This window comes from Cohnella cholangitidis, from assembly GCF_014107495.1.
In the GTDB taxonomy this organism is placed as follows: Bacteria; Bacillota; Bacilli; order Paenibacillales; family Paenibacillaceae; genus Cohnella; species Cohnella cholangitidis.
This window is the reverse complement of the sequence record NZ_CP041969.1, coordinates 5,723,214-5,747,374: the sequence shown is the minus strand read 5'-3', so window position 1 is coordinate 5,747,374 and position 24,161 is coordinate 5,723,214. Positions and strand designations below refer to the sequence as shown.

The following is a 24,161-nucleotide window of genomic DNA, read 5'->3' as shown; positions in this document are numbered from 1 at the left end:
TGGCAAACGAACGACTACGATCCGTTGCCGCTTTCCGCGACAGCCGAAGGCAGCTTAACTTCGACGAGGCGAACCGCCACCCCGAAGCGGCTCGCGATCATAGCCGAGATTCGCAAGCGGGTATCGCGATCAACCTGTTCCTCCGTTTGTTCTTGTTCCTTTGCCATCGCAGCACGATCCGCCTCCCCTTCCGTTGCTTCTGAAGCTTGCGACTCGTCCGACCAAACCTTTACGTCGACCTGAACGTCAACGGCCGCAATCGGATCTACCTCCCGGACGGGCGAGGATAGGGAAGTCCGGGAGGGAACGGCCTCTTCGGGTTCTAGCAGCACAACCACCTTGGCTACGTTCAGCGCGCCGTCCTTCCCATGCTCCAATTGGACGTCTACGCTTCGTACTTCGCGTTGCTCGGATTGCTCTACCTCGTTCCGTATGGAGGCCTCAAGCCTGGACGATACGAGCTCTGCAGCCTGCATCTGGTGCTTGTCGCGCAGCCTCGCTCCCGCTTCTTCGATCATGGCGAGTTGGTCGCCGGCTCCTTGCGGGTTTTGTTCAACGGACTGAAGTCCCGCGGCAAGCTCGCTCGTAAAATCGCCTTTGATCCAATTCATGATCGGGGTCGCCAACGTCAAGAGAATGAATAATCCGGCGACTAGCCTGACGTATCTCTGCATAGTGCGATTGGGCAGAAGCAGATCGATAAGCGCGGCGAGCAAGATGACGGCGATAATTTGGCGAAGCCAGTCGGACAGCCCCTCCATTAATCCCATCTGTCGCCCACCTCCCTTGCCTAGCGAATCATGAGTGCGGCGTTGCCCGCCGTCAAAATAATCGTTACGGCCAGGAAGAACATCAATCCGACAGAAGCGAGAGCCGCGAACACGTAGATCAGCGTCTTGCCGATCGTTTGCAAGCAATGCACGATCGGAGTATCTCCCAGGGGCTGCATAACCGCCCCCGCAAGATTGTAGATCAAGGCAAGCGTCAATATTTTCAAAGCGGGAAAAGCGCACAGGAACAGCAAGACGATGACTCCGGTCAAACCGACGGCGTTCTTGACGAGCAAGCTGGCCGACATGACCGTATCGGTTGCGTCCGAGAACATTTTCCCGACGACGGGAACGAAATTTCCGGTGACGAATTTGGCGGTTCTAAGCGCGACTCCGTCCGTAACCGCGCCGGTCGCCCCTTGCACCGACAGCACTCCGAGAAAAACGGTAAGCAGGATGCCCAGCACCCCGATCCCGACGTTGCGCAACAGATTGGCCAGTTGTGTCGCTTTGTACCTCTCGGTAATCGCGCTAACCAAATGCAGGACTGCCGAGAAGAACAAGAGCGGAAACACGACCAAATGAACGAACGTGCCCACCGTATGGATCATAAAAACGATGAGCGGGTGGAGCACGGCTACCGAGGTGATCCCTCCCGTACCCGCAAGAAGGGTCAATAGCAAAGGCACCATCGCCAGCATGAACTGCACCATCTTCTCGATTGCTTCCCCGGCATACGAGGTTGCGGTACGAAAGCTGTTTACCGCCAAGATGACGAGAACCAAATAGGCGATTCCGTAGGCGACTTTGCTTACCGCGTTTCTCTCGAACGCGTTTTGCATCGTCTCCAGCAACATCGTAAATACCGTAAGCAGCACGATCGTCACCAGCAGCTTGCCGCTGTAGAGCACCTCGTGCAGGAAAAATTTCGCGAGTCCCGTCATGGCTTGGCTGGCGCTCCACTCTTTGCCTTGCGGGAACATGAGCTGACGCAACTCCGGCAGCTTTCCTTCCGGGAAATAACCACCGTACTCCCCTTTCAGATCGTTCCAGTACTTCTGGATCTCCCCGAGCTCGACGTCCCCGCTCTGCTGCTTGGCCAAGTCGCCGGACAAATTTCCCGCTTCGTTAAGCCCCGGTTCCGCCGCCGACGTTGCGGACGCGCCCGGTTCCGCGAATACGCTGGACTCTCCCATGAGAACAAAAGACATGAGCACGAACAGCAGAATCATAAGCCGTTTCTCTATTCCCGTCTGCCGAAGCATGTTCACCCTCCCGTCCTCGCATCCGTCAAGCCGGCAACAAATTCAGCACCGTTTCGACGATGACGCTGATGATGGGCACCGCCATGACCAAGATGAGCATTTTGCCGGCGAATTCGATTTTCGTCGCGATGCTTTCGAGCCCCGCATCTCTTACGATTTGCGCTCCGAACTCCGCTATGTAAGCTATTCCGATGATTTTCAGCATCGTCTTGAGATAGATGGTCGGAATGCCCGAGCGGTCCGCGAGCTCCTCCAGCACGGAGATCACGTCGTCGATTTTCCCGACGAACGCCAAGAAAATAGCGACGCCGACGAAAGCGGAGAGCAGGTAGGCGAACATCGGCTTTTGTTCGCGGATGACGAGGATGAGCACGGTCGCCAGAAACCCGATACCGACAATCTGGAGTATGTCCACCCGCTTCACCTACTGGAACAGGAATATCGTTTTGATTTCCTGGAATAGATCGTTAAGCATCCGAACGACCATGAACAGAACGACCACGAAGCCGATCAGAGTCACCCAATGTGCCATATCTTCTTTGCCCATCTGCTTCAACACCGTATGAATCATCGCCACGATGATGCCGATGCCGGCGATTTGGAATATGGTGCTGATGTCGATGTTCATCGCTATGGCCTCCTAAACAAACTAAATCATCAGAATCACGACCAGCGCGGCTCCGAGCATCCCCAAGCTTCTGCTAAGCTTCTCGTAGCGGAACTGTTCGTCGCGCGCCGACGATTCTTCCGCTTGCAATTGGATCGCGGCGAGCCGGATGTGCTTAAGCTGGTCTTCCCGCCCGCTGCCTCCTAACGTGGAGCCTAATCTCAGCAACGCTTCCTTCTCCGCCTTCTTCATCGCCGTCGTCGGCCAATATGCGTTAATCGCCTTTTCCCAACACTCCCTGACGGTTTCGCCGGTTTCCGCCGAATCCGCCAAAAGCGATTCCGCGATGCTGGCAAACAACGAAGAAAGGGGATGAGGAACCATTCTGGAAATGCGGCTCAACGCTTCCGGCAGATGGGTTTGACCGTAGCTGATTTCCGTTTCCAGCCGCTGCAGCGCGTGAAGCAGCTCGCGAATTTGCCGCGGACGGGCGGCGAAACGAGCGGCCTGCAAAAAGCCGATCATCGTCCCCGCGAACAATACAAGCACGATTCCGGCGAATTTAAGCATGATCTGTCCCCATCCCCTCGCGAAGGGCCGGCGATCGGATTACCGGCAACGGCCGCGCTTTGACCGCTACTCGCATCGTAGACGCCGCTATCGCGTTCCCTTTCGCCGGCGAAGGTTCGGTCGGGGCATCCCTCGGGGTCGCCCCGATCGTACGGCCGAATCGGCGCGAAGACAATTGAACGGCTTCTTCGGCGGACATAACGTAATGCTTCACCTTGTCGCCGGTTCGGGATAGAAATACGTAAGCGCCGAACACCCCGTCCCCGGCAAGTTTGGCTAACACCGGCCTGGAGAATACGTCCTCGATATCTTGGGCATGCGCCGTCGCCAACACTCGCACGCCCGCGTGAATGGCTTCGTTAATGGCTTCCGCGTCCTCGGGGCGTCCGATCTCGTCTACGGCGATGATTTCCGGCGAAAGCGATCTTAACATCATCGCGATTCCTTCCGCTTTCGGACAAGCGTCCAATACGTCGCAACGCGGTCCCAGATCGAAGGACGGTATTCCTCTTTCGCTGGCCGCGATCTCCGATCGCTCGTCGACGACGCCGACCTTCCGGCTTCCCCAATCGCGGGCTGCCGGATGGTTCCATTCCCCGGAGCTTATGCAACGAACCAAATCTCTAATAAGCGTTGTTTTCCCTTGTTGAGGAGGAGAAACGATCAAAGTGTGTTTAATCGTCCTGGCCGTGAAATCTAGCAATTCGGGAACGATTCCGGTCCCGAAACCGGTACGCGCCCGCGCGATGCGCACGTTAAAACCTGCGATATCCCGCAGGTGAGAAACGAGACCTTTGTCCAAAACCGTTCGTCCGGCAAGTCCGATTCGATGTCCCCCGGCCACCGTGATGAATCCTCGGCGAAGCTCTTCTTCCGCCGCATAGATCGAATGGTTGGTTATTCTTTCCAGAAGCGCCCGGCACAGCTCCTTACCCGGCAAGTATGCCTCCCGGTGACGGTCGGTCAACGTACCGTCCTCGCGCACGAACGCATAACGGCTGCCATAGCTGATTTCTAACGGACGATTCTCGCGTATGCGGATCTCTTCCAAAGTATCCCTAGCAATCGTCGGCATTCGTTCCAACACTAGGCGCAGAGAAGTCGGGAATAGCTCGATCAATGGCTGCGGCAACTAGGCTCCCCCTTTCCGCTAGTTGATCATTGCTGTTTCATATGTATGCTTGGACAGCCGGATTATGCCTGCTTGGGCAACCTTATCTAGCGATACTCACTTCCTTAGGATCCCTATTAATAGACAGCTGACGCCTGCAAGAATCCATATGAACTTGGAAGGCGACAGCTTGTCCGCCAAGCCGACGAGCCCGATCGCCGTCGTCGAAATCAGCACTAACGGGCCGACCAGAGCCAGCATGGAATTGACGGCTAACGCTTTCTGAACGTCGTTTAAGCGGAGCATCACGATGGCTGCGGTTAATTCTATGCTTCCGGATAATATGCGGAGCATGGCCATGCTGAATGCGGCTTTGTCCATATTTTCCTCCCCCTTAATAAACCTCGTTATTAACTCTATGCTCATCCTCCGAACAACTTGTCTCTTAGGTCCGGGAACTTTGGGGAACATCGCAGCGGGAAAAACACCTAACAATAGGCGATTGCATATATTGGCTTAGTAAAAATCCACCTTGTAAACTAACGAGGAGAGTTGAACATGCAAATTACAACCCCGACATCCACTTGGCCCGAGGCGTTATCCGACCCAAGCGGACTTAGGCAAGCCAAACCGCGTACGAAGGGCCTAACGATGGTCATAGACAAAGGCATGGGAATGAACGCCTTCTCCGATCTGCTTGCTACTTCCGGACAATTTATCGACATCGTCAAATTCGGCTTCGGCACCTCGCCCTTGTACCCGATCCCCGTCATTCGAGGCAAAATCGAGCTAGCGGTCAAACAAGGAATTATCGTTACTCCGGGCGGAACGCTGCTGGAAGCCGCGGTAAGATTGGATGTGGTGCCGGGCTTTTTCCGCCAAATACTCGCGTTAGGCTTCACCGGCGTAGAGGTTTCGGACGGCACGATCGAGATTAGCCGATCCCAGCGCAATGAGTTAATACGGGATGCTAAGAGCTTAGGCCTGACGGTATTCACGGAATATGGCAAAAAACAATTCGGTTCCCGGATCGACGCGAACGATTTCGCCGCGACCGCGGAACGGGATTGGGCTTGCGGAGCGGAACTCGTTACAGTTGAAGCGAGGGAATCCGGGAAGGGCGTAGGGTTATTCGACGAACGGGGGGATTGCCGGGACGGGGATCTGTCGCAAATCTTGAAAGTCGTTCCGAATTTGAATCGCGTGCTGTGGGAAGCGCCGCTCAAAGAGCAGCAAGTGGCGTTGATCCAATCGCTCGGAGCGGACGTTCACTTAGGAAATATTCCCTGTCAAGATGTCCTCACGTTAGAAACGTTGCGCCGGGGGCTTCGTTCCGATACTTTCGGGCTGCAGCAAGTTCCTAATTGCGATTATATGATTTGAAATAGCCAATTCAGGATCAGCCTTGCGTTCTAAACGCAAGGCTTGTTCCATATCGTGTACCAACCATCCATTCGGGAGCGTGTAGCCTTTATGTACGGAGAGTTGGTATTGGTCGCGTTGATCGTTATAGGCTTGATTGGGAGATCGTCGATCATCACGACCGCGGCATGCATCCTTCTGATCGTCAAGCTAACCCATCTGGAACGCTACCTGCCTTCCATCGAACGAAGAGGAATCGAGCTTGGTTTGCTGTTTCTTACTTTGGCCGTTCTGGTCCCTTTCGCGTCGGGCAGGGTACAGCCCAAGGATATTCTCGTCGCTTTTACGGGTTGGACAGGCTGGGTCGCGCTTGCCGGCGGAGCTATCGGCGCCTATTTGAACAGCAAAGGCTTGGAGACGCTGAAAATGGATCCGCAACTTATCGTAGGCATCGTGGTCGGTTCCATCGCCGGCGTTATTTTTCTCCGGGGCATTCCGGTCGGTCCCCTTATGGCGGCGGGCCTGACCGCTATCATCATCAGCATCATACAAATGATAGTCGGGAAATAATCGTATCGGGCTACAACAAAAAACCTGTCTCTAGAGGCCGCGTACGACTTCTAAGACAGGTTATTGGGTCAATCGGGAATGTTAGCGGCGATCTTGCGGACCGCCGACGAACGCGGTGTCCGCCGTATCCAAGCCATATGCGGTGTGAAGCGCGCGTACGACATCTTGTACGGGCTCCGCCGCGATAACGCAGGATACTTTGATCTCCGACGTGCTGACCATTTTGATGCTTACTCCTACGCTGGAGATCGCTTCGAACATTTTTGCCGCGACTCCGGGGTTCGACACCATTCCCGCGCCTACGATCGACACTTTCACTAAACCTTCCTCGTATGTCGCTTCGCGGTAAGGAACCTCGTTCTTAATGCTCGATAGCACTTCCAACGCGCGCCCGCGATCGGCAAGGGACACCGTGAACGAGAAATCCGCTTTGCCGTCTTGGACTCCGCTTTGCACGATAATATCCACGTCGATGCCGTTAGTGGCCAAAGCGCCGAACATTTTCGCTAATACGCCTGGCAAATCTTCAACGCCCAGCACGCTGATACGGGCTACATTTTTATCCGAAGCAATTCCTCTTACGACGATGCCTTGTTCCATTTCCGCGTCCTCCCGCACCAACGTGCCTTCATTATTCGTAAAGCTTGAACGTACGACCAAGTTCACATTGTAGTGCTTAGCGTACTCAACCGCGCGCGGATGAAGTACGGCAGCCCCCAAGTGGGCAAGCTCAAGCATTTCGTCATAGGAAATTTCGTTTAGCTTTCTTGCGCATTTCACGACCCGCGGGTCGGTGGAGTAAATGCCGTCTACGTCGGTATAAATTTCGCACACGTCCGCTTTAATAGCCGCCGCTAACGCAACCGCCGTCGTATCGGAGCCTCCGCGCCCTAACGTCGTGATTTCTCCGCTTGCCGTCATCCCTTGGAATCCGGCTACTATGACGATATTGCCTTCATTCAGCGAAGCGAATATCCGATCCGGGGAAATATCGTTGATTTTTGCTTTCGCATGGACGTCCTCGGTCACGATTCCCGCTTGCCATCCCGTGTAGGACTTGGCTGCATGCCCCAGCTTATGAATAGCCATCGACAATAACGCGACGGAAATTTGCTCCCCCGTCGTGAGCAGCATATCCATTTCGCGAGCTGGCGGATTATCGTTGATCTCGTTGGCTTTGTCGATCAGATCATCCGTTGTATCTCCCATCGCCGACACGACGACGACAACGCGGTCTCCTTGCAGCTTCTTGTCGATAATACGCTGCGCCACGCGACTCATGCGCTCAGTCGTGCCGACGGAACTTCCGCCGAATTTCATAACGATCAATGACACCCGTAGTCACTCCCTAAGTCAATCTTTCTAGGCGTATACAGCATTATATTATAGCACAAGTACATTGGCCCAAAAATAATAAAAATCCCCGATTTCGCAATATTTTGCGAAATCAGGGAACTATTCGAGCTTCTTATGCGCGGGAAACGTATTTTCCTTCGCGCGTATCGATCGTCAGCACGTCGCCTTCATTGATGAACAGCGGCACTTGCACGGAGAAGCCGGTCTCCAGCTTAGCCGATTTAGTAGCTCCCGTGGCCGTGCTGCCTTTGATGCCCGGCTCGGCTTCCACGACTTTAAGATCGACGCTGTTCGGAAGCGTGATTCCGATCATGTCGCCTTGGTAGCTGGAAATGTTAACGGTCATGTTCTCGGTCAGGAAGTTCACTTCCCACTCCAATTGCGCCTTCGTTAACTCGAACTGGTCATACGTTTCGTTATCCATGAACGTATATTCGTTACCCGAATTATACAAGTACTGAACCGCGCGGTTCTCGACGTGAGCGCGAACAACGTTCTCGCCTGCGCGGAACGTTTTCTCGACGACGTTGCCGTTGCGCAGGTTTTTGAGCTTGGAGCGCACGAACGCCGCGCCTTTGCCCGGTTTAACATGTTGGAAATCGAGCACCGAATAGAGCCCGCCTTCCACTTCGATCGTCAAGCCTGTCTTAAATTCGTTTACGGAAATCACTTAATTACTCCTCCTGTAGAGACATTGCTCCATGATTAGTCCAATACGATTAGTTGTTTGGGCGACTTCGTCAAGATACGGATCCCGTTCTCGGTAACGACGATATCGTCCTCGATTCTTACTCCTCCGAAGCCGGGGAGGTAAATTCCGGGCTCCACCGTAACTGTCATTCCCGGAGCCAGAACGAAATCGCCCGTCAGCGACAGACGAGGCGACTCATGAATTTCCATCCCGAGTCCGTGTCCCGTGCCATGACCGAAATATTCACCATAACCATACCTTGTGATGATATCTCTCGTCAAGGCGTCGCCTTCTCTTCCCGTCATTCCGGGGACAAGATGATCCAGCGCATATTGCTGCGCTTCCTTGACGATATCATAAATTTCGCGGTGCTTGTCGCTCGGTTTGCCCACGACGACGGTACGCGTAATATCCGAGCAGTATCCGTTATAATACGCGCCGTAATCAAGCTTAACGAATTCGTCGCGTCCGATGATCCGGTCGCTGGCGACGCCGTGAGGCAACGCCGACCGTTCCCCGGAGGCCACGATCGTATCGAAAGACGAGCTAGTCGCTCCTTGGGAACGCATGAACACTTCGAGCTCCAAAGCAATGGACTTCTCGGACACTCCGGGTTTAATGAAGCTCAGAATGTGCTCGAAAGCCCGGTCCGCCAATTCAGCGGCTTGTTGCATGATCTCCAGCTCGCCGTCGTCCTTAATCATTCTCAGTTTCTCGACGATCCCCTCGGACATAACGAGCTGGACAGGGTTTAACGCTTTCTCTATGTTTCTATAGGCAGCATAAGTGACATCCTGTTCCTCGATCAGCAGCCGTCCAACGTTCCATTGCTTCAGCAGAACCGCAACCGTCTCGTATAGGCTCGGTCCGTGTTCGACGACCTGAAAGCTTTTCGCTTCCCGCGGAGCTTGCTCCTTATACCGGAAGTCCGTCACGAGCGCGGCATGGTCCGCCGTGATGAGCACAACGCCGGAAGAGCCGGTAAATCCGGTTAAATATCGCCGATTGACGGGATGAGTGACAAGAAGCGCATCCCCTTCGGACTTCGCGATCGATTCGCGCAATCGGACAACGCGATCATTGGGCATCGGTTATTCCTCGCTTTCTCGTCGGACGGAGATCCCGTCTCGGTTAATTGTCTCATGATGTTAATCTCGAATGTGGCGACACAGAGCTTGCAGTCCCAGTTCATAGCTTACCGGACCGAATCCGGCGATCTGCCCGAGCGTGACCGCCGCCGTAACCGATGTATGCCGGAAAGCTTCCCGCTTATGAATATTAGAAAGATGTACCTCGACGGCAGGAAGCCCGACTGCCGCTATCCCGTCCCGCAGCGCATAACTCGTATGCGTCAAAGCTCCCGGGTTAATAAGTATTCCGTCATGCTTGCCGTATGCCGCATGGATTTCGTCCAGCAGCGAGCCCTCATGGTTGGATTGGAAAAAATGCAATTGCGCATCGAGCGTCTTGCCAAGCTCGATCAGCCGCGTCTCGATTTCCGCAAGCGTTAAAACTCCGTATACCCCCGGCTCGCGAACCCCCAGCATATTCAGATTCGGTCCGTTAAGCACCAAAATACTCAGCATGTTCAAAAACTCCTCCCGCGTACAGCCGCTTGACGATTCGGCAGCGCCGATAATCCGTCGCCGAATAAAGTTCATCAGACATTGTACCATACGCGGATAACCAAAAAAGGCTGAATGCCGCCGCGCGGCGGCAAACCACGCTTCCTTCGGTCTAGGAAGACGGCTGCGGCGAGCCTTTCGCGGCCTGGGCGGCCGGCTCTCTAGCCGCTTCGTTATGAAGCTCGAACGCAATGCTGTAGCCGATGAACACGCCCCACATAAGGAACAGGCAAAAGTCCGTGACGATGCTATTCCAGCCGATCGCGTTCAGTGGAGGAACGGCGCCGACCAACGGTCCCGCCCATGCGTACGCGAGCATCCACCACACGGCGCCGAACCAAATGCCAGGCCAAGGTCCTCTTAGACGACCCAGTATGGCGAAATACACCAACGCTGCCAACATGGACATCAAAATGAACATTCCGAGTCCCGCCGCTTGCCAGTAGAAACCGACTAGCAGCTTTCTCGGAAAGAATGGATCGAGCAGATAAGCTTGGCTCACTTTCGTAAAATTCAATCCCGTCGCCAGCCAACGCACCAATCCCCAGATCAAGCCGGCGAAAAACCGGTTTTCAAGCTGAACATAAGCGGACGCGTAGGCGGCGGCGAAGATTTCCCGTTCGACTCTCGATTCGTTTTCTCAGTTGCGTTCGTCATGTCGACCATCCTTAACCTCTTTTGGATAAACCGCGATTTAGTATCACCCGGCCGCGGCTGTCTAATCCGCCGCGCGAGCAGGAACTTCCTTTACCTGTGGCATTCTCCCCTTCGATCTAGTAAAATAGATGTACTTGGGCGTTCTAAGCTATCACCCAGAGTTTCCGTAAAGCAGGTGGCCAACCATGTCTGATCAATCCCCTTCGATTTATGGCGGACAGGCTGTAATAGAAGGAGTCATGTTCGCGGGCAAAAATGTTCATGTTACTGCGGTTCGCCGCAAGGACCAGCAGATTACATTCCTTGAAGTACCTAAGAAACCGACTCCTATTCTGTCGGCAATCAAGAAAATCCCGTTCATCCGGGGAATCGTCGGAATCGTCGAATCCGCGGCCAAAGGCTCGCAGCATTTGACGTACTCCGCCGAAGCCTATGCCGAAGACGAAACCGGATCCGAAGACGCGGACAAACCGAAAGAAAAAGAACGATGGAACCTCACCATGATTTTAGGCGTCGCAGTCGTGGGTATACTTTCCTTCGTAGTTGGTAAACTAATTTTCACATTAGTGCCGGCATTCGTAGAAAGTTTGATCTTTGGACAAGCGTTCGAGAATATGATATTGCACAACCTGTTAGAAGGCGCTATCAAAATCGTGTTCCTGCTCTTCTATCTCTGGTTCATCTCCCAAACTCCGTTGATCAAACGGCTGTTCCAATACCACGGAGCCGAACATAAAGTCATCAGCGCTTACGAAGCCGGTTCCGAATTGACCGTATCCGCGGTACAGAAATTCAGCAGGCTCCACTACAGATGCGGCAGCAGTTTTATTATTTTCACGGTCATCGTTGGCGTTATTATCTATTCCTTCTTCACTTGGGACACGATGGGCGAAAGAATCGTTCAACGGATTATCCTGCTTCCGGTCGTGCTGGGCGTCTCGTACGAAGTATTGAGATGGACGAACGCGCTGCGCGATATCCCGGTACTGAAATGGCTGGGAGCACCCGGATTGTGGCTGCAGCTTCTTACGACCAAGGAACCGAACGACGATCAAGTAGCCGTGTCCATTGCTTCCTTCAATCGGATGAGAGAATTGGATCAACAGATCAAACCTGCAGTATCCCTATCCAAGCAAGCGTAATCTGGCGACATTAGGAGGAGGAAACGCATGAGAAACCGAATCCAACCTTGGTTTGCCGTCGTGCTCGTGTTTATGGCCATCGGATTGGCGGCTCGGCTGTCGCAAGGCTCCATCGAATCGTGGCTCATTCCCGTGTTGCTAGTCGCCATCGTCTTCCTGCTGTATAAATTCCCGCCTTCGCGCTGGAAGAACGTACCGACCCGCGGTCGTTCGCCGGTACGCGGGTCGCGGCCGGAAGCACGACGCGCCGGCGTCAAATCGGATCGACGCCGAACGTCCCCGTTCACCGTAATCGAGGGACGCAAAAACAAAGATGACGAGCCGCCTCGTTATCACTAATAAAACCGCTTCCGCGGCTGAGGTTACGACCAATGCCGCGGAAGCGGTTTTATTTATCTTATCGACACCCTTAAAGTACCCGACTTGCGATCCCAGCTCTGAAAAAACTTTTCTCCGGCCGCATACCCGGATTGATATAAATCCGAGCTCAATTGCGGAGTCAGGTTGAACTGAGTCGTACCGACCCCGAGCGCGGGAATCTTGATCGTACGAATTAGGTTGTGCTTCTCGATGTATCGCTCGTCATGAGAGCTGAGCATCGTTTCGAACATCGCTTGAAACATCGTGACCGGTCCGACGATAGGATGCGGATGCGCTTCCGAACGCCCGACCATCTGAAATCCGATTACGGGAACCCGCGCGCCCGCCGATACGTCATCCTCGAACAGCCATAACGGGAAATTGCTTACGCAACCCGCCGTCCACGACGTAAAAAAATTTGGTTTTCACCGCGTTCATCTTGCGCTCCTTCGAAGCTGCCGCAAAATGACCGGATCGAAAAAATAAGGGATGCTCGTGCTCATCCGAATCGCCTTGGCGACCGAAAACTTCTTCGGAGCGATTCCATAATTAGAAATATCCTGAGGCAGGACCAGCAATCTTCCGTTCGTAATATCCGATGCTATTATTCGCAGTTTGCCTTCGGGCAAATCCCCGAACATTCGGATCCCTTTCGCTCCGAGCAATTCCTCGATCCAATGCTCCAACGCTTCGCCAGAATACAATCCTTTGCGCAAATAGAGTCGAACGGCCGGTCCGATATACTTCAAGTTAAATAGCGGATTCCGTTTCAATAACGACCTGAAAGGCGTCGTCTCGATCACGCGCCTCATCTCTTCGGCTTTGTAACCTGCCGCGATAAGGGCAGCGATAATGCTGCCTGACGAAGTACCCGCGACCCGATTAAAGACCACGCCGCATTTTTCCGCCGCGTGCACCGCGCCGGTGAGCGAAATTCCTTTTACGCCCCCGCCTTCGAACACGGCATTCACGAGCGTCGTCTCCATCGGATGTCCCCCTCCCGTCCGGCCAAAGCACAGTATCGCTCTCGCTAACATCCATATGCGAAGGTCAATCTCTATAACACATATAAAAAAAGCTGCTCTCCCGGTTGACCCGCGGGAAAACAGCTTTTAAGCTCGTTAGAACGTTAGAACGTTAAAGAAGATCAATCGTTATCCAGCTCGGCGCGCAGTTTGCTAAGCTCTTCGCCGCGCGAAGGATCGCGATTGAAATATTCAACCAGCGTTTCGATGCAGGTAATGGAATCCCAGCTCAGGTGATGCTCGATTCCTTCAACGTCCGCATAAATCTTGTCTTCCTGAACGCCGATGATTTGCAGGAAGTTTTCAAGCAGAAGATGCCGATCGACGAGCCTTTTGCCCATCTTTTTACCTTTGTTCGTTAAGACAAGTCCTCTGTACTTTTCATATATGAGATAACTGTCCTTATCCAGCTTCTGGATCATCTTCGTAACCGACGATGGATGAACTTCCAGCCCCTCGGCAATGTCGGAGACGCGTGCATAGCCCTTCTCGTCTATCAGCCTATAGATCCGTTCCAAATAATCTTCCATGCTTGGGGTAGGCAACGCAAGTCCCCCTTTCCTTCAATATCATACAGTATGCCAAGGCCGCTGGGCAAGTCCGATCTGTCGAAAAGAATCGGAGACGTCCCGTTATCGCATAATAGCCATACCACAGCGGACGACGGCTGCTAATACGTCCGGGGGAGGAATGATATGATGAACACGATCACAACGGAAACGCCGCGGAATGCGGCCAAAGAAACCGCGTTATTCGTACCGGAGCTGGTATACTTCGAACCTGCGTCCCTGGATTATCCAAAAGGACAACGAATTCTTGCTTGGGTCAAGGAACGAGGCTTGCCGTACCAAATGACGACCTCGCATAACCGGATTACGAACCTGCCCGGCGAAACGGAGCTTGAGCAGTACAAAATATCCAAAAGAACGCTCGTCGTAGGAATCCGTAAAACGTTAAAATTCGACACCTCGAAGCCTTCCGCGGAATACGCCATGCCGCTCGCGACCGGCTGCATGGGCCATTGCCATTATTGTTACCTGCAGACGACGCTCGGCGCCAAACCGTACATTAGGGTATACGTCAACATGGACGACATTCTTAAAGCCGCTAAGCAATATATCGAAGAACGCGCGCCCGAGATTACGAGGTTCGAAGCGGCTTGCACCTCTGATCCGATCGGACTCGAGCATCTCACGGGATCTCTGGCCGACGCGATTACTTTCATGGCCGATCAACCGCTCGGCCGCCTTCGCTTCGTAACGAAGTTCCATCACGTCGATTCGCTCCTTCCGCTTAAGCACAACGGCAATACCCGCATTCGTTTCAGCGTTAACGCCGATTACGTCATTCGCCATTTCGAGCCCGCGACATCCCGCTTCCACGAGAGAATCGAGGCAGCCGGCAAAATCGGCCGGGCAGGGTATCCGTTAGGTTTCATTATCGCCCCCATCATCTGGTACGACGGCTGGCGTCAAGGGTACGCCGAGCTTCTGGAGAAGCTCGCGCAGACGCTTCCCGCCGACGCGACCCGCGACTTGACCTTCGAACTGATTCAACATCGGTTTACGAAGACGGCCAAAACCATCATCGAGAAAAGATATCCGAAGACGAAACTGGAGATGGACGAAGAGAAAAGGAAAAAGAAATGGGGACGCTGGGGCCAACACAAATACGTCTATCCCGACGAACAAGCGGAAGCGCTCCGCGAATTTATCACGGAGCGCATCTTCGAGCATTTTCCGGAAGCGAAATTGGAATACTTCACTTAACGGTTAGCCAAGCCATTTCGGCGTAATTCCTTGCAAATAGATCGTAATCGAAGTCATTTTGTCGGTGAAGAGCAACACGCCCATTAAGATCATGATCGCTCCGCCTATTTTCATCAGCATGTTGGAATACTTCAGTATCCATCTCGTCGAGCCTAAGAAGAAAGCCAGAACGAAGAACGGAACCGCGAACCCGAGAGAATAGGCCGTCGTCAACCCGGCCCAAGTGCCGGGATTGCTGGCGGCAAGCAATAAGATGGAGCCAAGAATCGGACCCACGCACGGAGACCACCCCGCCGAGAACCCGATTCCGAATACGAACGAGCCCAAGTAACCCGCGGGTTTCCATTTCATGTTCAACTTGCGTTCTTTCATCAGCAGCTGCGGTTGAAAGATCCCCATTAAGAACAATCCCATCAGTACGATGAAGATCGCCGATATTTTGCGTATCGTATCTTGATAATCCTTGAAGAAATCGGTAAATACGTTAGTTCCGTAAGCAAGCGCGAAAAAAACGGCGGAAAAACCGAGAATGAAGAAAAAAGTATGGCTCATCGTCTTAAACCGCATCGTGCGGCTTGTATCGGTCTTAATCTGATTAACGGATACTCCCGTTATATAAGACAAATATGCCGGATATAAAGGCAAGCAGCAGGGTGATATGAATGAGGCGAACCCTGCCGCGAACGCGATTCCTACGTTAACGTCTGCCATTACGAATAACCTCCCCTAATCCTATGTCCGCATGATCCTCGTCGTCGCGACCGATATCGCCAAAATGCCGATCAGCAGAAGAACAATCGTGCCGCCGGGAGCCAGATTCGCAACCCCCGCGATCCACAAGCCCGCCAGCACCGCCACTTCGCCGATGATCACGACCAGAATGACCGCTTGTTTGAAGCTTCGCGACAGCGCAAGGCCGCATGCGGCCGGAATGACGAGCAAAGCGGAGACGAGCAGTGCCCCGACGATCTTGATCGAGGCGCTGATGACCAAAGCCGTCAGAATGCTCAACATAATATTAAAGTATTTCACGGGCAGTCCGCTAACGGCCGCCGCATCTTCGTCGAAGGTCAGCAAGAATAGCTCTTTCTTATGTATAAGAACCATCGTTAGGACAATGACCGTTACAACGGCGATGACTATCAAATCCGTGCTATCCAAAGTATAGATGCTGCCGAACAAATAAGAGGTTACGTTTACGTTAAAGCCCTTGCCCATCGTGAATAACAACGAGGCGAGGGCGATTCCGCCGGACATAATGATCGCGATCGATAATTCGGCATAAGTTCGGTACGTCCGGCGCAGCAGTTCGATGGCGAAGGACGCCAATATCGCGAATAGCAGCCCGACCGCAACCGGGTACACTTCGATCAAAAATCCAAGCGCGACTCCGGCTATGCTGACGTGAGCCAGCGTATCGCCGATCATCGCCAATCTTCTTAACACGAGAAACAGCCCCATCAACGGAGCCGTTACCGCAATCAAAGCGCCTCCGACTAGAGCCCTTTGAAAAAATTCAGCCGTCAAAATATCCAAGCTCGATTAACCTTCTTTCCGCAGGGAGTGCAGCAAATCCGTGCCTTCGCAATTTTCTAGATCGTGGGAATGACGGACGTAGAACGAAAGCTTGCCGCATTTTTCTTTGGGCTCCTGCCCCAAATAAGAGCGTACCATGTCCATATCGTGAGACACCATAAGAAACGTAATGTTATGCCTTTGGTGCATGTGCTTGATCATATGGAAGAAGCTTTGTTGCGTCTCGATATCGATTCCGGATAACGGCTCGTCCAGGATGAGCAGCTTCGGATTATTGATCAGCGCGCGAGCCAAGAACACGCGTTGCTGCTGTCCTCCCGACAGCGCGCCGATCCTCTTGTCGCCGAGATTCTGGATTTGCAATGCTCCAAGCGCGTCCTCGCAACGGCTTGCGTCTTCTTTGGATATCCTGCGAAATAGTTTCTTGCGGCCGTACAAGCCGGACAAGACCACTTCCCTGACCGTGGCGGGAAATAGCGGGTTGAAATGGTTTCTTTGCGGGACGTACCCGATCTTGTCCCATTCCTTGAACTGGTTCGAGGGGGTGCCGAACAGGGAAATGGAGCCCTTCTGAGGCTGGGTCAGCCCCACGATCATCCGCAGCAGCGTTGTTTTCCCCGCGCCATTGGAGCCGATAAGCCCGACGAAATCCCGTTCCATTACCCTAAAAGAAACATCGGAGAGCACAACTTGGGAATCGAAGGAGAAAGACACTCCGTCCAGCCGGATGATCTCTTGATGGCATCCTGCCTGTTGGTTGCTCGCAGTCGTGTTCATGGAGGGTCCTCCTTATCGTTATGCTGCCTGCGTTAAGACTCATTCCTTCTATGTTAGATCACTGAAGAGCCTTCTGCAAGTTTTGCAAGTTGCGTTCGCTAAGCGTGAAATAATCGTCCCCGGCTTTCTCTTGTTCCGGAGTCAGTCCTTCCAGCGGATTAAGCACGAGAGTATCCACGTCCGCTTCGCCGGCCAGAGTCTTCGCGAGTTGTTCCGACACCAGTTCTTCGAAGAAAATGTAACGGATATTGTTCTCTTTTACGTATTTCGCGATTTTAAGCAAATCCTGCGCTTTAGGCTCCGCTTCCGGGGACAGGCCCATAATCGCGATCTGGTTCAAGTTGTAATCGCGGCATAAGTAGCCGAACGCCTGGTGGGACACGACGATGTCTCTGCGCTCGAACCCGGACAACGTTTGAGTATATTTATCGTCAAGCTGTTTAAGGCGTTTTTCCAACTCCGCGTAGTTAGCTTCGTATTCCGCTTGATGCTCCGGATCTGCTTTCACGTAAGCGTCGCGGATGTTGGCAGCCATCGTAAACGCGGAACGAGGGCTGACCCACGTGTGAGGATCGACATTGAGATCCGAGTGCTCGTGGCCTTCTTCTCCATGAGCTTCTTCTTCCTCATGCGCTTCCTCTTCATGCCCCTCTTCGTGCTCGGGGTTTCCTTCGATGAGCGGAATGCCTTTGCTCGCTTCCACTGTCATGACCTTGCTGTCGGAGCCCAATCCTTTCAAGAAGTCGTCTACCCAACCTTCTAATCCGGCGCCGTTGTACAAAAACAGTTGCGCATTCGAGACGGAGGTCAGATCGCGGCTTTTCGGCGTCCAATCATGGGGCTCTACTCCCGCGGCAATCAAGTTCACGACATGCGCTCTATCCCCGCCGATTTCTTTGGCGAAAAAGTACAGAGGGTAGAAACTGGTCACGACATTTACTTTGCCTTCTACGTTTTCTCTATCGTTTCCGCTCTTGCCGCATGCGGAGACGATTGCGATGGCAATTATCATGAATGCTATCGAGAGCAGCTTTAATGGTTTCTTCACTTGCGTTCGTTTTTTCATTATGAATCTCCTTAATCGTAAACATTTTTATTAACAAAACCGATTATAGACCCCTGCCCCCGCTATGTCAACATGGTAGTAGAAGCGATCAAAATAAAAAGCTATCTTAGGCAGTCCGGATTGACTACTCCTAAGATAGCTCTTATATAAAAACTTAAGTATATCAACCTATTGCGCAGAAGGTTCAAGCACGGTAGCAAGCTGAGCTAGCCGCTCGCAGCGGCTTAGCTTCCCCCGACATTGGACCGAGAGTTGACGTAATCCCCGTATCCTTGCATGATCCTTCTCATTGCGCAAACTATTTCACGATTGCGCCGTTAGGCATTCCGTCCGGCACGGTCGCCAGCGTGAGCTGATCTCCTTGCGACGCCGCAAGCACCATCCCTTGCGACAGCTCCCCGCGCAGCTTGACCGGCTTCAAGTTCGTTACGCAAATGACTTTGCGTCCGACCAATTCCTCCGGTTTGTAGAACTTGGCAATGCCGGAGACGACTTGCCGCACTTCGAAGCCTAGATCGAGCTGCAGCTTAAGCAGCTTATCGGCTTTCGGAATCGGCTCGCAGGCAACGACTTGCGCGACGCGAAGCTCCACCTTCATGAAATCGTCGATGTTGATTTCCGGCGCAAGCTCGGGAGCTTCTTCCTTCTTCGCCGCCTCGACTGCGCCAGCAGCGTTCGCGTCAGCCGAAGCCGCCGCGGAAGACCCGCCCGACATCGTTCCGGAGATCCATGCGACTTCGTCGGCCAATTCCAGGCGCGGGAAGATCGGATCTCCTTTGCTCGTCTTCGTCCCGGCAATGAGATTGCTGAATTCCGCCAGACTATCCCAAGCCGTCAGAGAACCTTCTTCTATGCCGAGCTGCGTCCAAATCCGACCGGGCGTTTGGGTCAAGAACGGTTGAATGAGAATTGACACGATCCTCAAGCTTTCCGCCAAATGCCCCATAACGGATGCCAATGCCGGCTTGTTCGTTTCCTCTTTGGCAAGCGCCCAAGGCTTCGTCTCGTCGATGTACTTGTTCGTGCGGCCGACGAACGCCCAGATTGCGCCGAGCGCGACGGAGAACTCCATGCTCTCTAGCGCCGTTTCCACTTTCTCTACCGTCGCTAGCGCGAACTGCTCCAAATCCGTATCGAACTCCGTAAACCCTAACTCGAACACGGGAAGGACGCCGTCGAAATATTTGTCGATCATCGCGATCGTTCGGTTCAGCAAGTTGCCCAAATCGTTCGCGAGGTCGTAGTTAATCCGTTCTACGAAACCTTCCGGCGTGAAAGCCCCGTCCGCTCCGAACGGCACTTCCCGCAACAAATAATAACGAACGGCATCCAAGCCGAAATGCTCGATCAGCTTAACCGGATCGACGACGTTGCCTTTGGATTTCGACATTTTGCCGTCCTTCATCAACAGCCATCCATGAGCGAATACTTTTTCCGGCAAAGGCAGATCGAGGGCCATCATCATGATCGGCCAATAGATCGTATGGAAACGGACGATTTCCTTGCTCATCAGATGGACGCTTGCCGGCCAATACTGGCGGAACAGCTCGTCGGAGTCGGTACCGTAGCCAAGCGCCGTGATGTAGTTGGATAGCGCGTCTATCCATACATAGATAACATGCTTAGGGTCGCCCGGGACCGGAATCCCCCAATTAAACGTCGTACGGGACACCGCCAGATCTTCTAGACCGGGCTTGATGAAATTGTTGATCATTTCCGTCTTGCGCGATTCCGGTTGGATGAAGTCGGGATGCTTCTCGTAATAAGCAAGCAATCTATCCGCGTATTTGCTCATCCGGAAGAAATAAGACTCTTCCTTGACCAGCTCGACCGGATGCCCGCTATCCGGGCTCTTACCGCCTATGACCTCGCCCTTCTCGTTCCGAACGACGTCCGTGAGCTGCGTTTCCGTGTAATAGGTTTCGTCGGAGATGCTGTACCAGCCCTCATACTCGCCTTTATAGATATCCCCTTGCTCAAGCAGCTTGGAGAAGATTCCCTGCACGACCTTGGTATGCCTAGGCTCCGTCGTGCGAATGAAATCGTCGTTCGTAATTTCCAGCTTGCGCCATAGTTCTTTAATGCCTACTACGATGTCGTCCACGAATTGTTGCGGCGTCTTGCCCGCTTCTTGCGCTTTGCGCTCGATCTTCTGGCCGTGCTCGTCCGTCCCCGTCAAATAACGTACGCTGTATCCGCGCAGCCTCTTGTAGCGCGCCATAGCGTCTCCCGCCACCGTCGTGTAGGCATGGCCGATATGCAGCTTGTCGCTCGGATAATAAATCGGCGTCGTAATGTAGAAAGATTTGTTCGCTTCCGTCATCTTTTCCAGCTCCTTAGATCGTTTAAAGACAAAAAACTCCCGTCCGTATGGGACGAGAGTTGTAACTCACGCGGTACCACCCAATTTCCCCCCGCTCAGCGAAACGCGCGGAGGCTCATTAAGAACGATCCGTAACGCCGGACTCGCGTCATCCCCTTACGAGCGGGATGCTTGTGAAGGCATCGGCGCTGCTCGAAGACGATTCCTCCAGGACCATTTTCCAAAGACGCCCTATACCGGTTCTCAGCTTCTCCCGGCTCTCTGCGATAGGCGCGCAGCTTCGTACTTATCCCTTCCAAGGAAAGGTTGATATGGCTATTCGCCAAAATAGTACCGACTTTCTTCGCCTCTGTCAAGTAAGAGCTTAGTTTCGCGTCATTTCTTCGTTTTCGGAGGAGGAACGGGGTCGTAACCTCCCCGGTGAAACGGGTGGCATTTGCTTATTCTCTTCACCGCCAAGTAAGAGCCTTTCGCCGGCCCGTGAACTTCGATCGCTTCCAGCGCGTAAGCCGAGCATGTCGGCAGAAAACGGCAGGAAGGCGGAGTTAAAGGAGAAATGAACGTCCGGTAAAACCGGATCGGCGCCTGGAGCGTGCGACGAACGATCTTCATTACGTTTCCTTCGCCGATGCCGCGTTCGTCGAAGCCTCTTTGCATTCGCCGCAATAGCCGAAAACTTCGAATTTGTGCTTAACGACCTCGAAATCACCCGGAACGTCGGTTTCCGACATCGGACAGAAGCGAATAGGCAACGTTTTCTCGCATTGCAGGCAAATCATATGATGGTGATGGTGCTCCTCTTCGCAACTCAACTTGAACTTAACGCCGTCCTCGAACACGATTTGTTCCACGACGCTCATGTCCAGCAGCAGACGCAGATTGCGATATACCGTATCGAAGCTTAAGCCCGGATAAACTCTTTGCATATGCTCATAGACTTCTTTGGGCGTCAAATACCCGGAAGCGCCGTCGAACAATTTAACCATCGTCTTGCGCTGTTCCGTAATGCGCAAACCTTTCCGGGACATTCGCTGCATGATATCCTCAGTCGTTGCCAAAACAAACCCTCCCGTATTGTCCTTATCTTTTTACTATGCAGGAAATGAGAGTTTCCGTCAAACGCTCGGCGATGTGGGCGAGCCCTGTAGGCTTTAGAACAGTTCGCCGGGATAAATTGCCCGTATACTGTACGATATCCCGAGGAAGGAGCTTGATCAGAATGTCGGATTGCCCCAAATGCAAAGGTAAAGCGATTTACGATCCTCCTCAAACCGTATATGAGGATTACTATCATCCTCAGAAGGTCGACGTGATCCACCAGGTCGAAGTCGTTAGACGCCACCATTGCGTTCCGGTTTACCACCACGTAACGACGGTATCGGTCAAAGACGTTTATTGCGGCGATTTTGAAGGAAGCCGACACGGCCTTCGCACTACTGGCTTGATTCGGAAACGCTAACCCCTCGCTCTGCCTAATCAGCGGCCCCGATCGCGGATTCCCATTACGATCGGGGCCGTTCTTACCGTACGGTTGTCGTTAGACCGTAGCCATAGTCGAATAGCGGTTTGTTTGACGTCGCCGTATCCTCATTCGCTTGAATCGGGATTTGTTCTATCCAACGAGGCCAAGAGATCGGGAGCTTGCCCGTGAACGGAACATCTCCGAACAGAGCGTCGCTTACGCCACCGCCTTCCGTTCCCGGAAGCCATGCGGCAACCAGCGCATCCATTTTGTCCATTTCGTCGGTCAGGATAAGGGGGCGGCCGGACAACAGCACGACGGTTACCGGGGCTTCCGCTTTGCTTATCCGATCAAGGAGTTCTGCGTCTTCCTTGCTCAACCGCAGCTCTTGATTATCCCCGGCTCCTTCGGCATATGGCGGCTCGCCTAATACCGCGACGATAGAATCCGCGCCGGCGATATTCGTCCCCTTAGGATCGTGAACGACAACCGTTGCCGGAGAAACCGCCTGTTCGATCGCTTCCAGTATCGTCGTCCCCGGCGTAATGTCTCCAAGCTGACCCTGCCATTGAATGCTCCATCCGCCGCTTTGCCCGCCGATATCGTCTGCCATGGAACCGACGACCGCGATTTTTTTCAGCTTCTTATCCAGCGGCAGCAAGCGATTGTCGTTCTTCAAGAGCACGAGGGATTTGGCGACGGCTTCCCGCGCCAAGGCTCGATGCTGCGGGGATCCGAGCATCTTGCCCAGCGAACGGTCGCTCATCGGGGTTTCGAACAGCCGGGCTTCGAACTTCACCCTTAAGATCCTCCGCACCGCATCGTTAATCCGCTCTTCGGGCACTTCCCCGTCCTCGACCAGCTTCCGAAGAGTCGTCACGAACCCTTTCCAATTATCCGGTTGCATGAACACGTCGATTCCCGCAAGCACTCCCCTTCTAACCGCCTTGGCGAAATCTGGCTCCATCTCTTCGATCCCGTTATAGTCGGAAACGACGATCCCCGTAAAACCAAGCCTCTCCTTCAGCACATCGTTGACCATGCCGCGATGGCCGTGCATCTTCTCTCCGTTTATGCTGCTGAACGAAACCATGACGGACCGCGCTCCCGCTTCGATTCCAGCGGCGTAAGGCGCGATGAGCTTCTGCAATTGAGCTTCCGTCAACACAGCGTCGCCTCTGTCGATTCCCCCTTGAGTCGCGCCGTCGCCTATCCAGTGCTTTAACGTCGCGATCGCCCTTTGATCCCCTAACCAATCGCCTTCTCCCATTTCCCCTTGCATACCCTCGACATAAGACATTCCTAGTTCGGCAACGAGCTCCGGCGTTTCTCCGTAACCTTCGTAAGTGCGACCCCATCGTTCATCCCGAGGCACGCATAAGCAGGGCGCGAAATTCCACGGAATTCCCGTCGCTCTTAACTCGAGAGCCGTAGCCGCTCCGATCCTTCCGACCAGATCGGCGTCGCGAGTCGCGCCCAATCCGATGTTATGAGGGAACAAGGTCGCTCCGTACGCGTTGTTATTGCCATGTACGGCATCGATCGCGTACAGCATCGGAATGCTTAACCGGGTTTGAAGCGCCGCTCGCTGATACGCGTCGATCATCTCGGCCCAAGCGGCGGGTTCGTTAGGAGAAGGCGCCGAACCGCCGGCGCTAAGGATGGAACCGACGCCGTAATCCGCCATTTCCTCCGGAGTGATCGTTCTGCGTTCCGCTTGCACCATTTGCGCGATTTTCTCCGGCAACGTCATTTGCCGCAGCAGCGATTCCACTCTCTCTTCCGTCGGGAGAGAGGCATCAAGATAAGCGGTATCGATTGCAGGTTGTTCCGAAACAACCGATGGCGACGGCGTATTCGTCGCCGTAGGCACTCCTGCCGACGCGTTATCGGCATTCTCTCCGGATTCGTTACTCCATAATAGAAGAATAGCGGCAATGACTAGTAAAATACCGATTGAGATAACCGTAACGCGGAACCTCTTGCTCCTCGTCGACAAAGCGGTCCTCCCCCTTGATATGGGAATGTAAAACGTTTTCAATCTACTCTCGTTGTAACATACATAATCTTGGCATACAAGCAAGATCGATAAACAAAAAAGAGCTATCCCCCGGTCC

At 53.4% G+C, this 24,161-nt stretch carries 27 protein-coding genes and 1 pseudogene; 6 read left to right on the top strand and 22 right to left on the bottom strand.

The genetic code is table 11. The features are described from left to right. Window positions 1-14: 14 nt before the first annotated feature. The 7 genes from spoIIIAF to FPL14_RS26155 form a co-directional block, all read right to left on the bottom strand. Window positions 15-770, bottom strand: a complete 756-nt coding sequence (gene spoIIIAF / locus FPL14_RS26185; protein WP_182300479.1) for a stage III sporulation protein AF — start codon at window positions 768-770, stop codon at window positions 15-17. 20 nt (window positions 771-790) lie between these two features. Next, the gene (gene spoIIIAE, locus FPL14_RS26180; RefSeq protein WP_229263683.1) at window positions 791-2,035 is read right to left on the bottom strand and encodes a stage III sporulation protein AE; all 1,245 of its coding nucleotides are present in this window, start codon (window positions 2,033-2,035) and stop codon (window positions 791-793) included. 25 nt (window positions 2,036-2,060) lie between these two features. Then, a complete protein-coding gene (gene spoIIIAD, locus FPL14_RS26175; protein WP_182300478.1) occupies window positions 2,061-2,450 on the bottom strand; it encodes a stage III sporulation protein AD in 390 nt (129 codons plus the stop codon). A gap of 9 nt (window positions 2,451-2,459) precedes the next feature. Continuing rightward, window positions 2,460-2,663: a stage III sporulation protein AC gene (gene spoIIIAC / locus FPL14_RS26170; protein WP_094050916.1), complete on the bottom strand. Its 204-nt coding sequence runs from the start codon at window positions 2,661-2,663 to the stop codon at window positions 2,460-2,462. 21 nt (window positions 2,664-2,684) lie between these two features. Further along, window positions 2,685-3,212: a stage III sporulation protein SpoIIIAB gene (gene spoIIIAB, locus FPL14_RS26165; protein WP_182300477.1), complete on the bottom strand. Its 528-nt coding sequence runs from the start codon at window positions 3,210-3,212 to the stop codon at window positions 2,685-2,687. After that, window positions 3,205-4,344, bottom strand: coding sequence for a stage III sporulation protein AA (spoIIIAA, locus tag FPL14_RS26160; RefSeq protein ID WP_220471188.1), 1,140 nt, complete (start codon window positions 4,342-4,344; stop codon window positions 3,205-3,207). Before spoIIIAA ends, spoIIIAB begins: the two co-directional genes overlap by 8 nt. 96 nt (window positions 4,345-4,440) lie before the next feature. Next, the gene (locus FPL14_RS26155) at window positions 4,441-4,704 is read right to left on the bottom strand and encodes a YqhV family protein (protein WP_182300476.1); all 264 of its coding nucleotides are present in this window, start codon (window positions 4,702-4,704) and stop codon (window positions 4,441-4,443) included. 177 nt (window positions 4,705-4,881) lie between these two features. Here FPL14_RS26155 and comA point away from each other — a divergent pair, with 177 nt between their 5' ends. Continuing rightward, window positions 4,882-5,706, top strand: a complete 825-nt coding sequence (gene comA / locus FPL14_RS26150) for a phosphosulfolactate synthase (RefSeq protein ID WP_182300475.1) — start codon at window positions 4,882-4,884, stop codon at window positions 5,704-5,706. A 90-nt stretch (window positions 5,707-5,796) separates the two neighbouring features. Then, the gene (locus tag FPL14_RS26145) at window positions 5,797-6,255 is read left to right on the top strand and encodes a DUF441 domain-containing protein (protein WP_182300474.1); all 459 of its coding nucleotides are present in this window, start codon (window positions 5,797-5,799) and stop codon (window positions 6,253-6,255) included. A gap of 81 nt (window positions 6,256-6,336) precedes the next feature. On the opposite strand, the gene FPL14_RS26140 is transcribed toward FPL14_RS26145, so the two are convergent. From FPL14_RS26140 to FPL14_RS26120, 5 genes are all read right to left on the bottom strand, one after another. Then, on the bottom strand, window positions 6,337-7,590 hold the full coding sequence (locus FPL14_RS26140) for an aspartate kinase (protein ID WP_182300473.1): 1,254 nt from the start codon (window positions 7,588-7,590) through the stop codon (window positions 6,337-6,339). A gap of 133 nt (window positions 7,591-7,723) precedes the next feature. Then, window positions 7,724-8,281 (bottom strand): elongation factor P, encoded by a 558-nt coding sequence (gene efp / locus FPL14_RS26135; protein WP_182300472.1) that lies wholly within the window; start codon window positions 8,279-8,281, stop codon window positions 7,724-7,726. A gap of 35 nt (window positions 8,282-8,316) precedes the next feature. Further along, window positions 8,317-9,390, bottom strand: a complete 1,074-nt coding sequence (locus FPL14_RS26130) for a M24 family metallopeptidase (RefSeq protein WP_182300471.1) — start codon at window positions 9,388-9,390, stop codon at window positions 8,317-8,319. Between the two features lie 60 nt (window positions 9,391-9,450). Next, window positions 9,451-9,888: a type II 3-dehydroquinate dehydratase gene (gene aroQ / locus FPL14_RS26125; protein ID WP_182300470.1), complete on the bottom strand. Its 438-nt coding sequence runs from the start codon at window positions 9,886-9,888 to the stop codon at window positions 9,451-9,453. A 151-nt stretch (window positions 9,889-10,039) separates the two neighbouring features. Then, window positions 10,040-10,480, bottom strand: coding sequence for a YqhR family membrane protein (locus tag FPL14_RS26120; RefSeq protein ID WP_182300469.1), 441 nt, complete (start codon window positions 10,478-10,480; stop codon window positions 10,040-10,042). Window positions 10,481-10,769: 289 nt separating this feature from the next. Between FPL14_RS26120 and FPL14_RS26115 the strand changes: the two genes are divergently transcribed. Further along, the gene (locus tag FPL14_RS26115; protein WP_182300468.1) at window positions 10,770-11,726 is read left to right on the top strand and encodes a DUF1385 domain-containing protein; all 957 of its coding nucleotides are present in this window, start codon (window positions 10,770-10,772) and stop codon (window positions 11,724-11,726) included. A gap of 27 nt (window positions 11,727-11,753) precedes the next feature. After that, window positions 11,754-12,065: a hypothetical protein gene (locus tag FPL14_RS26110; RefSeq protein WP_182300467.1), complete on the top strand. Its 312-nt coding sequence runs from the start codon at window positions 11,754-11,756 to the stop codon at window positions 12,063-12,065. A gap of 53 nt (window positions 12,066-12,118) precedes the next feature. On the opposite strand, the pseudogene FPL14_RS26105 reads toward FPL14_RS26110, so the two are convergent. Then, window positions 12,119-13,072 (bottom strand): annotated as a pseudogene (locus FPL14_RS26105) (patatin-like phospholipase family protein). A 161-nt stretch (window positions 13,073-13,233) separates the two neighbouring features. Continuing rightward, window positions 13,234-13,656: a transcriptional regulator MntR gene (mntR, locus tag FPL14_RS26100; RefSeq protein ID WP_182300466.1), complete on the bottom strand. Its 423-nt coding sequence runs from the start codon at window positions 13,654-13,656 to the stop codon at window positions 13,234-13,236. 153 nt (window positions 13,657-13,809) lie between these two features. Between mntR and splB the strand changes: the two genes are divergently transcribed. Continuing rightward, window positions 13,810-14,880, top strand: coding sequence for a spore photoproduct lyase (gene splB, locus FPL14_RS26095; RefSeq protein ID WP_182304168.1), 1,071 nt, complete (start codon window positions 13,810-13,812; stop codon window positions 14,878-14,880). A 3-nt stretch (window positions 14,881-14,883) separates the two neighbouring features. On the opposite strand, the gene FPL14_RS26090 is transcribed toward splB, so the two are convergent. From FPL14_RS26090 to FPL14_RS26060, 7 genes are all read right to left on the bottom strand, one after another. After that, on the bottom strand, window positions 14,884-15,591 hold the full coding sequence (locus FPL14_RS26090; protein WP_182300465.1) for a cytochrome c biogenesis CcdA family protein: 708 nt from the start codon (window positions 15,589-15,591) through the stop codon (window positions 14,884-14,886). Window positions 15,592-15,612: 21 nt separating this feature from the next. Further along, window positions 15,613-16,416 (bottom strand): metal ABC transporter permease, encoded by an 804-nt coding sequence (locus FPL14_RS26085; protein WP_182300464.1) that lies wholly within the window; start codon window positions 16,414-16,416, stop codon window positions 15,613-15,615. A 6-nt stretch (window positions 16,417-16,422) separates the two neighbouring features. After that, window positions 16,423-17,193 carry a metal ABC transporter ATP-binding protein gene (locus tag FPL14_RS26080; RefSeq protein WP_182300463.1) on the bottom strand — a complete coding sequence of 257 codons (771 nt, stop codon included), beginning with the start codon at window positions 17,191-17,193 and terminating at the stop codon, window positions 16,423-16,425. 58 nt (window positions 17,194-17,251) lie between these two features. Further along, a complete protein-coding gene (locus FPL14_RS26075; protein ID WP_220471187.1) occupies window positions 17,252-18,259 on the bottom strand; it encodes a metal ABC transporter substrate-binding protein in 1,008 nt (335 codons plus the stop codon). A 298-nt stretch (window positions 18,260-18,557) separates the two neighbouring features. Then, entirely contained in the window at window positions 18,558-20,582 is a 2,025-nt protein-coding gene (gene metG, locus FPL14_RS26070) for a methionine--tRNA ligase (RefSeq protein ID WP_182300462.1), read from the bottom strand. 375 nt (window positions 20,583-20,957) lie between these two features. After that, window positions 20,958-21,194: a membrane protein insertion efficiency factor YidD gene (gene yidD, locus FPL14_RS26065; protein ID WP_182300461.1), complete on the bottom strand. Its 237-nt coding sequence runs from the start codon at window positions 21,192-21,194 to the stop codon at window positions 20,958-20,960. Continuing rightward, window positions 21,194-21,640: a Fur family transcriptional regulator gene (locus tag FPL14_RS26060; protein WP_182300460.1), complete on the bottom strand. Its 447-nt coding sequence runs from the start codon at window positions 21,638-21,640 to the stop codon at window positions 21,194-21,196. Before FPL14_RS26060 ends, yidD begins: the two co-directional genes overlap by 1 nt. 161 nt (window positions 21,641-21,801) lie before the next feature. On the opposite strand from FPL14_RS26060, the gene FPL14_RS26055 reads away from it, so the two are divergent. Then, window positions 21,802-22,041 carry a hypothetical protein gene (locus tag FPL14_RS26055; protein WP_182300459.1) on the top strand — a complete coding sequence of 80 codons (240 nt, stop codon included), beginning with the start codon at window positions 21,802-21,804 and terminating at the stop codon, window positions 22,039-22,041. 61 nt (window positions 22,042-22,102) lie between these two features. Here FPL14_RS26055 and FPL14_RS26050 read toward each other — a convergent pair whose 3' ends face one another. Next, a complete protein-coding gene (locus FPL14_RS26050) occupies window positions 22,103-24,043 on the bottom strand; it encodes a glycoside hydrolase family 3 protein (protein WP_182300458.1) in 1,941 nt (646 codons plus the stop codon). Between the last annotated feature and the right edge of the window lie 118 nt (window positions 24,044-24,161).

Coding starts and splice junctions, on each gene's coding strand:
- spoIIIAF (WP_182300479.1), bottom strand. CDS start 770: ATGGGATTAATGGAGGGGCTGTCCGACTGGCTTCGCCAAATTATCGCC.
- spoIIIAE (WP_229263683.1), bottom strand. CDS start 2,035: ATGCTTCGGCAGACGGGAATAGAGAAACGGCTTATGATTCTGCTGTTC.
- spoIIIAC (WP_094050916.1), bottom strand. CDS start 2,663: ATGAACATCGACATCAGCACCATATTCCAAATCGCCGGCATCGGCATC.
- spoIIIAB (WP_182300477.1), bottom strand. CDS start 3,212: ATGCTTAAATTCGCCGGAATCGTGCTTGTATTGTTCGCGGGGACGATG.
- FPL14_RS26155 (WP_182300476.1), bottom strand. CDS start 4,704: ATGGACAAAGCCGCATTCAGCATGGCCATGCTCCGCATATTATCCGGA.
- comA (WP_182300475.1), top strand. CDS start 4,882: ATGCAAATTACAACCCCGACATCCACTTGGCCCGAGGCGTTATCCGAC.
- FPL14_RS26145 (WP_182300474.1), top strand. CDS start 5,797: ATGTACGGAGAGTTGGTATTGGTCGCGTTGATCGTTATAGGCTTGATT.
- FPL14_RS26130 (WP_182300471.1), bottom strand. CDS start 9,390: ATGCCCAATGATCGCGTTGTCCGATTGCGCGAATCGATCGCGAAGTCC.
- aroQ (WP_182300470.1), bottom strand. CDS start 9,888: ATGCTGAGTATTTTGGTGCTTAACGGACCGAATCTGAATATGCTGGGG.
- FPL14_RS26115 (WP_182300468.1), top strand. CDS start 10,770: ATGTCTGATCAATCCCCTTCGATTTATGGCGGACAGGCTGTAATAGAA.
- FPL14_RS26110 (WP_182300467.1), top strand. CDS start 11,754: ATGAGAAACCGAATCCAACCTTGGTTTGCCGTCGTGCTCGTGTTTATG.
- splB (WP_182304168.1), top strand. CDS start 13,810: ATGAACACGATCACAACGGAAACGCCGCGGAATGCGGCCAAAGAAACC.
- FPL14_RS26090 (WP_182300465.1), bottom strand. CDS start 15,591: ATGGCAGACGTTAACGTAGGAATCGCGTTCGCGGCAGGGTTCGCCTCA.
- FPL14_RS26080 (WP_182300463.1), bottom strand. CDS start 17,193: ATGAACACGACTGCGAGCAACCAACAGGCAGGATGCCATCAAGAGATC.
- FPL14_RS26075 (WP_220471187.1), bottom strand. CDS start 18,259: ATGAAAAAACGAACGCAAGTGAAGAAACCATTAAAGCTGCTCTCGATA.
- metG (WP_182300462.1), bottom strand. CDS start 20,582: ATGACGGAAGCGAACAAATCTTTCTACATTACGACGCCGATTTATTAT.
- yidD (WP_182300461.1), bottom strand. CDS start 21,194: ATGAAGATCGTTCGTCGCACGCTCCAGGCGCCGATCCGGTTTTACCGG.
- FPL14_RS26055 (WP_182300459.1), top strand. CDS start 21,802: ATGTCGGATTGCCCCAAATGCAAAGGTAAAGCGATTTACGATCCTCCT.